The sequence below is a fragment of the Alteromonas lipotrueae genome, assembly GCF_019249255.1.
GTDB lineage: Bacteria > Pseudomonadota > Gammaproteobacteria > Enterobacterales > Alteromonadaceae > Alteromonas > Alteromonas lipotrueae.
Map to the genome: position 1 here is coordinate 173,711 of NZ_JAESDJ010000009.1, position 12,183 is coordinate 185,893.

General features: G+C 43.3%; 7 protein-coding genes. 4 read left to right on the forward strand and 3 right to left on the reverse strand.

The window, feature by feature from the left end:
* Nucleotides 1-20: 20 nt before the first annotated feature.
* Complete coding sequence (locus KYS23_RS13945) at nt 21-2,264, reverse strand: winged helix-turn-helix domain-containing protein (RefSeq protein WP_218396912.1); 2,244 nt, start codon at nt 2,262-2,264, stop codon at nt 21-23.
* 226 nt (nt 2,265-2,490) lie between these two features.
* Here KYS23_RS13945 and KYS23_RS13950 point away from each other — a divergent pair, with 226 nt between their 5' ends.
* Together KYS23_RS13950 and KYS23_RS13955 are read left to right on the forward strand one after the other, a co-directional pair.
* Complete coding sequence (locus KYS23_RS13950) at nt 2,491-3,747, forward strand: serine hydrolase domain-containing protein (RefSeq protein ID WP_218396910.1); 1,257 nt, start codon at nt 2,491-2,493, stop codon at nt 3,745-3,747.
* 447 nt (nt 3,748-4,194) lie between these two features.
* Entirely contained in the window at nt 4,195-6,006 is a 1,812-nt protein-coding gene (locus tag KYS23_RS13955; protein WP_218419115.1) for a putative bifunctional diguanylate cyclase/phosphodiesterase, read from the forward strand.
* Nucleotides 6,007-6,165: 159 nt separating this feature from the next.
* Here the strand turns inward: KYS23_RS13955 and zigA are convergent, their stop codons facing one another.
* Complete coding sequence (gene zigA / locus KYS23_RS13960) at nt 6,166-7,368, reverse strand: zinc metallochaperone GTPase ZigA (protein WP_159533986.1); 1,203 nt, start codon at nt 7,366-7,368, stop codon at nt 6,166-6,168.
* A 709-nt stretch (nt 7,369-8,077) separates the two neighbouring features.
* On the opposite strand from zigA, the gene ppiC reads away from it, so the two are divergent.
* Complete coding sequence (gene ppiC / locus KYS23_RS13965; protein ID WP_218419117.1) at nt 8,078-8,356, forward strand: peptidylprolyl isomerase PpiC; 279 nt, start codon at nt 8,078-8,080, stop codon at nt 8,354-8,356.
* A 62-nt stretch (nt 8,357-8,418) separates the two neighbouring features.
* Here the strand turns inward: ppiC and KYS23_RS13970 are convergent, their stop codons facing one another.
* A complete protein-coding gene (locus tag KYS23_RS13970) occupies nt 8,419-10,692 on the reverse strand; it encodes a TonB-dependent siderophore receptor (RefSeq protein ID WP_218419119.1) in 2,274 nt (757 codons plus the stop codon).
* A 184-nt stretch (nt 10,693-10,876) separates the two neighbouring features.
* Here KYS23_RS13970 and KYS23_RS13975 point away from each other — a divergent pair.
* Nucleotides 10,877-12,183 (forward strand): PepSY-associated TM helix domain-containing protein (locus KYS23_RS13975; protein WP_218419122.1); only part of this gene is annotated, 1,307 nt, incomplete at its 3' end.

Below are 12,183 nucleotides of genomic sequence, written 5' to 3' on the forward strand. Positions count from 1 at the left end.
TTAATTACTAACCCACCCACTTACTCTATTGATAACTCTACCACGTCTTTTCTTGCTGCCACTCTAAGTGTTATTAGTATGGCATTGTCGTTTACATCGGTAATGTAATCTACGGTTTCGGGTAATTGTCCAAGTAATTCGACCGTGCCGTTTTCTAACATGTATTTCCACAGCTGATAGTGGTCATTAATGCCGTAAACAACATCGTTTTTAACAATGAAATTTTGATGGCTACCTTGAGTTGTTAGTTTGGGTATGAGTTCGTTTTCAATCGCACCGGATATCCACAACTTGTCCGCATTGTCTTTATAAATCAGTTCACCGGTCACCGTTTTTGCTGCCCACGTGACATCGTGATGGGTTAAAACACGAAATTCGCTGTTGGTGAGGTTCAGCTCTACCAAGGTATTTACACCTTTATAAAGTATGTTGGCCACTGCCGTTTTATTTTGGCTGTCCCAGTGAAATAAACTTCTCACGGGGTAATTAAGTGAAATGGCTTCTTCTTCGCTATTTAAGTAAAGGCGAGTTAGCTGGGATGATGCATTCACCAGTAAGCTTTGGCCGTCTGCGGCCCATAGTATATTTCGCACATAGGTATTGGTAGGAAACTGGCTGCGCTGTTTTGTGTAATTACTGTCAGCTGCACTGTGGGGGAAGTCATTCTGTGAACCGGCAGCGCCTTGCGGTATGGTGGTAGTCCATACCTGAGACGTGCCATCGCCCTCAGAAAAGTAAGCAATAAGGTTTCCATCGGGTTGGTACTTTGCCCTATTTTCTTCCTGCATAGAGCGCACCACGGTCTCATAATTAACAGGGGGTAACACATCAGGTTGCTGCGCAACTATTTGAGGTACATGCGCTGAGTGAGAAAATTGTGATAGCGGCACAGAAACAATATCGCTGTCGTAATGCCCTTTAATGGCAAGCATTTTTTTACCGTTGGGGTGAAACAAAGGCGTGCCTATGGCGTCGGTAAGCGGCATGCTTATGGGGCTAATATCACCATCGAACGATACCGTGAAAAGTTGCTTACCTGTGCTAAATATTAAGTGCCCGTCTATGGGTGAAAAGTTCGGGTAAATTGCGCCATACTGCGGGATCACACCGTTAAAATTAATCGGATTGCTGGACAGTAACGTTCCCTCTGGCGCAAGTTTTTCAACATGAAGTACACCACTTTCGTGTACGGCGGTAAGGGCAATCAAGTTGTGGCTTTTTGAGAAGTCGTAAGACACTACGCTGCCGTTATTAACCTCATAAAGTAATGTGCTTTTGTCGGCGCTCACGGAATAGCGAATGAGTTTCCAGCGCCCCTGGTCCTTCTGCAAAAGCGCAATGTCATTTGCACTCATCCAAGTAGGGCTTTTAATTTCAGTATGCTTACACTCCATTAAGGTGGTCGGTGTTTGTGGCGATAGCAATGCTTGCTCAAAATCGACTTGTTGTAATAGGAAGCATTTTTTCTGCTGGGCGGGCGCTGAGCAGTTGTTCTGTTTTACAACGGTGAGTGAAGCGCCATCTTCAGAAAATGCGAGGTTGCCGTAAGTACCTAGCTCGCGTGTCAGTTGGTACTCTTGTTGGGTCTCGATGTTTTTTGCCCATAAATGACTCTTGCACATAACTTCGGGGAAACGCTGAAATACGATGAATTTTCCGTCGGGCGAATAGGTACTCGCTAGCTCTCGGTTATCGGTTGATGTTAGTAAACGAATATCGATAATTCGCATCGCGTTAGCTGGCGAGGGAGTAGGTACAGAGGAAGGCCATAGCATACGAGTGATACTAATCAGCAGCGTAATAACCAGCGCAATAAATAGACTTAAAGTGAAGATCTGCTTTTTATTAAATCCCGCCTTTATTGTTTTATTGTCTTCGGGCATCGCGTAAAGGTGGGTAGGGCTTTTATCCAATGCATCATTGTCACCAACATTCCCTTTTTGCTGATCTTCCCAGAGAATAGCAGCCTCTAAACTGTAGCCCTTTTTAGCATGGGTTTTAATTAGCCCTTGTGCCTTACCATCATCGCCTAAGGCTTTTCTTAACTGCGCAATACAACGCTGTAGGGTGTTGGGCGATACCACTGTGTCTTTCCATACCTGATTCAGCAGCTCTTCTTGACTTACAACTTCGCCTTGGCGCTTAGCAAGGTAGGTTAAAACGGTGAGGGCTTTAGGTGGCAATGTTTGGGTATGCGCATTATGCGTTATTTGGTTTCTTGCCTCGTCAACGAAAAAGCCGCCAATCCAGTATTGTTTGGTCATACACCCTTTAGCCCATAAAGATATAAGTGACAGGCTGGTTAGCGCCTGATTAATCTATATTACCGTACCACTATAAATCATTGATAAGAATAAGGTGTTTCAAGAACACGCAGAAATCAGCGAAAAATCAGGCTTTTTTCATGTATATCTCGTTCATTTCGATAGCGTGGTGGCTGACAGCGAATACGTGCCGCTGACTCGGCGACAAAAATAACAAGGAAAAAGTATGACCACGACAATAAAAGCAACCGCCTTACTTACAATTGCATGCTGCTTGGGTATTGCCCATGTGCCTTCGGTGTGGGCTGGGGAAAGAAGTAAGGTACCGCCTAAAGCGAGTGCCGAAGAAGCTCAAATTAAGCATTGGCGCATGCCAGAAATAGAAAAGCGGTTTTTGGATATACCTGAGTTAGATTCCCCTTACATAGATACATCGCCCGTTAATTTAAATGATGGTATCGCCGTTGGCCAATTCAGCCTCGCAGGTGAAGATCAAACTAGCGATGAAGAGGCAATAATAAAACTCGCTAAAGAGATGGCAACTGGTGAGTACGGAAAATACGACAGTATGTTAATTGCTAAAGGCGGCACCTTGTTGTTTGAGTCTTACTACAAACGAGGAAGAGTAGATTTACCACACCCTCAATCATCGGCCACAAAAAGTTATACCTCATTAGCGCTGGGCCGAGCGATTCAAATGGGATATCTATCGATGGACGATTTAGACAAACCGATAATTAGTTTTCTCAACGATATTGATAGTACCAAGCTAGTGGAGGGCGCAGAAACCATCACGCTGCACCACGCATTAACAATGGCCACAGGTATTGATATTTCGAAAGAGGGGTGGGATGCGATATCTGCGGATCTTGACCGTATTAAAGGCCAAGGTGAAATACAAGCTGTATTAGAAGACAGTGCGCCTATCACTAAAGAAACACAAGTTTTCAAATACGGTACAGGTCCTCGGTTGGTCATGCAGGTAATTGAAGCTGTGGTGCCTGGTTCTGCAGAGGCGTTCATTCGCACTGAGTTGTTTGGTAAGTTAGGTATTACGAATTACGATTGGCGCTTGGCACCTAGTGGTTTGCCTGAGTCAGGATGGAAGGTAAGCGTGACTGCCCGAGATATGCTTAAAGTGGGGCTTTTGGTCGACAATAACGGTAAATGGAAGGGGGAGCGGCTTGTACCGAAAGCCTATTTGGAGCGTGCCACAAGTAGGCAGATACTAACCGGAGACGACGATATTTATGGCGGTGGAGAGCTAGTATCAAATCAAGGTTACGGCTACTTCTTTTGGGGAACAGACTTAGCGCTAGATGGCAGTAAACACCATGCTTTTTCAGCGCAGGGTGGCGGGGGGATGTATATTTTATTGGTAAAAGATTTTGACCTTGTTGTGGTGGTGACTGCCCACGAGCGAGAAGATGTTACACAGCAGTTAGTTGCCGAGCGTATTTTGCCCATATTTTCCAAGCGGTAACGTAAATTTAACCGCATAAAAATCTAGTGCACCCGTTCACTTTCACGAAAAGCGCTGAATTAATCTTCAGCGCTTTTTTTGGTTAAAAAGGAAAGGTAAATATAGGTACTGGTCTTTGTTTGCATGCACTACGTACCTAAAATTGAATATATGCATCATGGCAAAAATTTTAAAACTTACTGTACGTTTGCTTAAGTGCGATTACCTGCTATAAATTCAACAGTGTATTTCTAAAAATAATCGTTCGCCGATAGCGTACTTACATATTAAAAATAACTTGCTCAAAAGTGAGTTCATATTAAAAGAGCAATTTGAACAATGGATGTGAAGAACAGTGGCATAAGGAAGGCGTTACCTGTTTTAACGTTAACGTTTTTTGTTTTTGCTCTAATCCTACTCTGGTGTTTTTTCAAACTTAACCAAAGTAGCTTTTTCCATCAGCTAAATGTGCGGCACTTTAAATATACCTCTGAACTGAACGCGCTAATTTCAGCCCCTGCTGAGCTATTTTCCGAAAGCCACCCTGTTAAGTTAGGCGATATTCGCAATACTATTATTAATATTCGTCAGCAGCCTATTCGATGTTTATCTATGATAGGCAATTCAGAACGTCTACTGATGAACTTCATAGGTACCGAGTCAGTCATTGAAATTTGTCAGCGCGATATTGAAAGTGCTAACGATTCGCTGTTGGCATTAGACCAGTATGAAAATGGTGATATTAGTCGTGATGTCTTGCAACAGCAGATAGTAAAATCGCTGCATGACTTTAGAACGAATTCTACCGACTTTGAGCTACCGGTAGAAAAAACCGTTAAGTTTGTAGCCAATTTTATTTTAACAATCATAATTCTATCATCTGTAGTTGTGCTGCTTTTCGCTGTATTTATTTCCCGCGTTGTATCTGCTGGTTTAACCAGCAGGGAAGAGGCGATGGATGCCCTAGCCCAAAGCGAAAAGCGTAATAAAGCGTTGGCCCATACCGATACATTAACGGGCTTGCCGAATAGAAACTTGCTTGAACATACTGTAGACAAAGCCATTAATATGTCGGAGCGTAGTAACTTGCCCTTCGCGGTGATGTTTATTGATCTCGACCGCTTTAAAGACATAAACGATAGCTTAGGTCACGCGTTAGGCGATAAGCTTCTGGTCACTATGGCGCAGCGAATTTCTAAAGCAATTCGTGCTACCGATGTGGTGGTTCGCTTCGGCGGAGATGAATTTGTGGCAGTAACGGATTGCTTCGAATCAATTGAAACGATTGATTTTATTGCCCATAGAATATTAGACGCCATCAGTAAACCGATGAAGCTTGCGAATAACGACTGTTATATCACCGCCAGTATAGGCGTGGCCTGTTACCCACAAAACGGTGCTAACTCTTCACTGCTGCTAAAGCACGCTGACACCGCAATGTATCAAGCTAAAGAGGCGGGCAAAAACCAATATCAAGCATTTGATAAATTATCGGCCATCAAACAAAACCGCAAACTAAAACTGGTTAATCAGCTTCATTATGCCATTGCAAACAATGAGTTTAGCTTGGTTTACCAACCCATAATTAGGCTTGTCGATGGCGTTACAGTAGGAAGTGAAGCACTACTAAGATGGACAAACCCAGATAACGAAGCCATTGGTCCCGATGAGTTTATTCCTATTGCCGAGCATTCTGGACAAATTATTGATATTGGCAATTGGGTATTACAACAAGCCTGTGAACAATGTAAAGCGTGGCATGATGCAGGTGCTACGCATCATGCCATGGCAATAAATGTGTCTTCACATCAGCTTAAAGATCAGCATTTCGCGCAAAGGCTCGAAGATATTCTGGCTAGCTTATCGTTGCCAGCAGAGTGTATACATATTGAGGTAACAGAGAATATTGCCATTATGGAAGAACAAGCCTGCGTTGCGTCGCTGTACAGGTTATCTGAGCTTGGTGTGCGACTGTTACTCGATGACTTTGGTACGGGCTATTCGTGCCTAAGCTATCTCAAGAGTTTACCTTTTGACGTGTTAAAAATAGACAAAAGCTTTATGCCTGCAAATAACACCATTGCCAGCACCATTATCGCCATGGGACACGAACTGGATATGGAGGTGGTAGCCGAAGGCATTGAAACTGATATGTGTTACGCAATGCTACAGAAGCTAAAGTGCCAATATGGGCAGGGGTATTTGTTCCAAAAGCCAGTGCCAGCTAGAGAGTTTGATATCTACAAACAATACAAATGCAGTGTTCCTGAGCTAGCTTAATAGCGCAAACGGTATGTGTTTTTAGTCAGTTGGCTTAGCGTATTGCTACTAAGACAACCACTTGTCACCTAAGCACAATAGGCTCTATCGACGTACTCGACTTTTTAATGCTACCAGCAGTAGGGGCGCTTTCGGTTAAGGGGCTAGCAGCTAGCGTCATTATAAACCCTCCCAACGAGGAAATGGATCCGGCAGGGTTCGCCAATAATCCACCCCCTTTATCAGGCTTTCATCGTCTAGTAAGCAAGAATCAAGGATTTTAGTGATTGTGGCTTCATCTAGGTTTTGCCCAATAAATACCAGCTCTTGGCGCATGTCGCCAAAAGGTTCCATCCACTGCTTTTCAATTGAAGCTAGATACTCTTCATCTTCAGGCCATTCAGACTTAGGAAGAGCTTTCCAAAACATACCACCATAACCATAATGGGCAATACCACCGGCTTGGCTCCATTGACCCGCACATTCAGGCCGCGAGGCTAACCAAAAGTAACCTTTAGATCGCAGTAACTTTCCGTAGTTTTCGGTGGTATGCAAAAAGTTATAAAATTTTTGCGGGTGGAAAGGACGGCGCGCATGATAGCTGAAGCTACTGATGCCATATTCTTCGGTTTCTGGCGTGTGCTCACCGCGCATTTCCTTAAGCCACCCTGGTGCAAGTTGCGCTTTTTCGAAATCGAACAATTGAGTGCCTAACACTTCATCAATATCGATACTGCCTCTATTTATAGGAATAATTTTTGCTGTGGTATTTAAACTTTTCAATATGGCGGTTAAGTTCGCCAAATGAGTTTCATTAACCAAGTCTGTCTTACTGATTAGGATAACGTCGGCAAATTCAACTTGGTCAACAAGCAAATCGGCCACACACCGCTCGTCTTCTTCGCCAAGAGACTCACCGGTTTCCTGTAAATATTTGGCTTCTTCGTAGTCTTTACTGAAGTTGACCGCATCAACCACAGTAACCATGGTATCTAATGTAGCAATATCTGATAACGACACACCGTTTTCATCGGCAAAGGTGAAGGTTTCTGCCACAGGAAGGGGTTCTGATATACCCGTGGACTCAATGAGCAAATAGTCAAAGTTGCCCGTTTTCGCTAACCGATTAACCTCTAAAAGCAAGTCTTCGCGCAAAGTACAACAAATGCAGCCGTTACTCATTTCAACCAGCTTTTCTTCACTGTGGTTCAGTGAAACATCGTTTTTAACGATGGAAGCATCTATGTTCACTTCGCTCATGTCATTGACAATAACGGCTACACGTTTGCCTTCGCGATTATTAAGAATATGACTGAGCACTGTCGTTTTTCCTGCGCCTAAAAAACCAGACAGCACGGTAACGGGAAGTTTAGCGTTGTTCATCCTAATTCACCTACAATGATTAAGGTTTATTTTGTTATAATATAACATATCATAAGTGACTGGTTTGAGAATAGTGAATTTGTGTTCTAATTAATGAAGGTGCCGCGCAATGAGGAAACAAAAAGAAATGATATAGCGCAAAAAAAGCGTGCTTATTTATTACGACACAAACCGGCGTACTTCATCCAATTTGGACAGGTGTTGGCATCATCGCAGCGCCATCTTACGCCGCTTAAATCATATTTTTCTTTTAAAAGGTAAGTCTTAGATTCTAGATTAATGATCTCGATATAATGGTAGTTTTCCCAGCGAATGAAGCAAGCATATGAGCCTGGGTTCACGGGGCGAATTCTTATTTCAATGCCGTTCGGATTTGGGCGTGTGATTAAGCAGCTTGTTGCACCGCACTTGTCAGCGTGCGCAGTTGAAGGCACATAAAGCAATGCGAAAAATAACAGGAAAACAATCAGACGCATAAACGCGTAAATCGCAATATTATTTGCTGGCTCATAATGCGGCTCCTGCCTTAACGTAAATTGTATTCTTAATACAATTTTAGCGTGGTATTGGCAGTTTGCTTGCCCAATGAGGGTACATGGCAGCGTGAGGCGCTATTATTAATCTATTGAAGTATCTTTTAAGCCTGAGCAAACGCAAGGTAGTGAATGCGGTATACTTGGCCGTATAAAATTAATTAATAGGTATCTTAATGGCATCTGCATCCGCGTTACACATTCTGGTTAAAACTGAAAAAGAAGCTTTTTCGATATTAGAGCAGCTTAAAAAAGGAAAAGATTTTAGTACCTTAGCTAAGCGCTATTCTACTTGCCCTTCGGGAAAGCGAGGTGGTGATTTAGGTGAATTCCGCCGCGGCCAAATGGTAAAAGCGTTTGATGATGTGGTGTTTAAAAAAGAACTATTGAAGGTACATGGGCCAGTTAAAACCCGCTTTGGATATCACTTAATAAAAACATTATATCGTAGTTAGTATTAAGCAAATTAAAACTACTCAACGCCATTGTTTCCAATGGCGTTGTGATCATTACCAAGTTACAGCGTGAAAGACACAGAGCCAAATACGGTTCTGGGTGCGCCTATGCTAATACGTAAATCGCCGCCGCTGGCGGAGTAGTATTCTTCCTCTAACAGATTTTTTACTGCCAACTGAAATCTTACGGTGCTGTTTTTTCCTGCGCGGGGAACCGCAAGGGTATACCACATTGATAAATCAACTAAGCCGTAACTATCTAACACAAAGCTGTTTGCATCGGTGCCGAATCTATCACCCACATAGAAATAGCCGCCGCCAATACCCAACCCTTCAAGATCACCATGTTGAAATTCATAGGATGCCCATAAGTTAAATGTATTTTCTGCTACGTTGCGAGGTGTGTTGCCGGCAACTGAACCGCCACCTTCAATTTCCGCATCAGTATACGCATAGCCTGCAATCACATTCATTCCCTCGGAGGGTTGGCCTGAAATTGACAGTTCAGCCCCTTGTGAGGTTTGGCCATCGCGTAAAACAGCAACGCCGTCTAGGTCTGCGAGCACGTTGGTTTTATCAATATCATAAACCGAAACACTGGTTTGCAATCGTCCGTTAAAAAACTCCGCTTTAACACCGGCTTCAATTTGTTGTGAGTCTTCTGGGTCAAACGGTTCTGTCTGGCTAACCTCCGTATTAGCTTGATTTATATTAGGCTCGAATGCCTCCGAATAACTCAAAAAGAGGGAAGTGGTATTGTTCAGCTTGTAGTTAGCGGCAATTTGCGGTGAAAACGCGGTGGCTGAATCTAAATCCAGTAAGGTTACACCATCAGATTGCACTTCTTGGGTGACCGAGTCGAAACGTCCACCAAGTAACACACTAAAACTGTCGGTTAATTCAACGTAGTCATTAATGAAAACACCGTACTCTTGCAGTTTTGTCCCTCGACGAGGAAAGTCTGACGGGGTAAGTGAAGTGGGTAAATTGCCATATATTGGATTTGATACATTAAATAAGGGGCCATCGCCACCTAGAGATGTTGGTACGCCATTCGTGTTCGCGGTTAAAACAAAGTTGTCTTCACGGGTAAAATCACGAAAGTTAGCGCCTATGGCAATATTGTGAGTAACGCTTGCAATGTCCATGTTACCTGACACCTTTGCATTAACGTAGGCAACATCAACATCGGCATTTTGGTTTCCGTCGGTACGTCTAAATAAAAATACGCGGTCGCTAGGATCATCAAACTCTGCAACCAAAGATGCACCCAAAATACCAGCGATATCGGCAGGGTTTTGGAATATTACGAAACCATCATCAGTAATGGGGCCGTCGGCGTCAAATACGCCCACTGCAAGCGGCCTGGCTTGTAAATCATCCGCAGAGCTTTGTTCGTATGCGGTACTGACCTTTAACGTCCAATCATCGTTAATATTATGCGCTATTGTGGCGTCAAAAAAGTTGAAGTTGCTTTCAAAAATTTCAAACGACTCACCAAATCGCGTTGAATGAGAGATATCGAGCAAGTTGTTGACTACCTCCCGGCCATTTGGTGTGGGCACCGTAATTGTCCCTCGATCTAATGGTCTTGCTTCATCGCGGTACTCATACGACAAATTAAGCTGAGTTGCGGGGGTCAGATTTATGTTGCCAGAAATAGATAGGGTGTTTCTATCAACATCAGTAAAATCCCGAAATGACTCAGCATCTTGCATTGAACCCACAAGTCGAATTGCGGCGTTGTCACCGATAAGTTGAGACCAATCTACTAGCGCAAATTTATCATTGAACGAGCCTATGCGTGCTTCACCCGAAAGGCGTTGTTCATTAAGCGGTTTCTTCGTAACGATATCTACCAGTCCACCCGGTTCAACTTGTCCGTAAGTAATCGATGCGGGCCCTCTGATAATTTGGGTATACGCAACATTTGATAAATTCGTTTTGAAGTTGGTGGCGCGCCTAAAACCATCGCGGTAAACCGCATTCCTTCTAAATCCACGAATTAAGAAATCATCGTTTGTACCACCAAAACCATCACCTAAAGAAACCCCTGGCGTGTTTCGAAGCGCCTCTGAAAGGTCGGTGATTTTCTGATCGAGGATGAGCTGCTCAGGAATAATATTGACCACTCGAGGTAGCGATAGAAAATCTAATTCAAAACCCGTAAGGGAAGACGATTCCCCTACAACATAGCGAGATTGAGCGGTACCAACAACGGTAATTTTTTCAAGTGATTCTTCGTTTTTATCTTGTGTGTCGGTAGCTTGAGCGAATGCGAGTGGGCTACTACACGCTAAAGCGATGAGTGTGGCGAGGCGTTTAGGGGCGATCATTTTTTGTCCATCTTGTTAAATAAAAACAAATATTTACAATACTAATTATTCAAATGCAAATAATAATTGTTATCATTCGCTTAATTGTGTTCAAACGCCCATATGATATTGATAATTGTTTTCATTTAAACTAAGCTCGTACGTCTTCTTATACTTGTTATTGTCGGAGCGCAGTGAGCACAGCATGGTTGAAGTCGTTAGCTCAAAGCGTAGAAAGCGTAAGCTATACAATTGGCATATTTGGTTAGGTTTCAATCTTGCATTTTTAACCGCTTTGCTGCTGGCTACTGGCACCATAGCCACAATTTCCAATGAGATTGATTGGTTGCTGCAAGATGATATGCGCGTGTCACCCGAGGGCGAAAAAGTGTCTTGGGGGGAAATGGAGGCCAATGCGAAGGAGCGGGCTAATCCTGATGACATGTTGATAATGCTGACTGCTGGGGAAAACGATCACTTTGCATACAGGGCCACTTTCTTGCGGGCAAATGGCACACGCTACCATGTTCATGTCAATCAATGGACAGGCGACGTTACCGGAACTACACCATTTTTAACGGTTCAGCGTTTTTTTAGAGATCTGCATCGATATTTCTTTATGCCAAGTTTCATTGGTTTACCCATTGTCAGCTCCCTCGCTATTGTACTGATGATTTCACTTTATACGGGGCTAAAAACCACAGGAAGGCTTAAAAAGGACGCGTTTCGGATACGAAAAGGTAAAGGTATTCGGGTGCTGCTAAGCGACTTGCATAAGGTGGCCGGAATTTGGTCGATGTGGTTTATTACCCTCATGGTTATCACTGCATTTTGGTATCTCATTGAATTTGGTTTTCTGGTGGCTGGCGATGGTTTTGAGCCCCCTCGTCCCGGGCCAACAACCCAACGTATTGAGGAATTTGGTGATGCATTACCTTTGTTACCTGCCGATACTATTATTGCGCGCGCATCGAGTGCCTTTCCAAATTGGGCACCCCAGCAAATACTGTATCCTCGTTCACCTAAGCAAGCGATAACTGTTTTAGGTTACACCCAAGATATTTTCGTTAGAGCTAGAGCCAATCGAGTGTTTTTAGATCCTGTCTCGGGAGATGTCATTCAGGTGCAGAAATCGGAAGATATCGCCTTCGATGAATATCTCAATGAAATGGTCGACCCGCTGCACTTTGGCACATTTGGAAAGCTCACCACTAAACTAATATGGTTTACGTTTGGTTTATTGTTAACGGGGCTAACAATTACCGGCGTTATGATGACGTATAAAAGAGTTAAGAAAACGCATATATCGAAGGCGCAAATTAAGACTTTTCCCATCTTATTTGTAACCGCTATTTTTGGGTGTTTTTATGTGAAAGGGCAAATCAATTATAGTGAGAGTGGCGAGCTGATTACCACAGAAACTTTCATATACGAAGGCTATATATTGAACAGCGAATTGCGCCAAGAAGGTATAGATGAATACCATTTAGTGTTAAGGGCGCAGCATAAAAA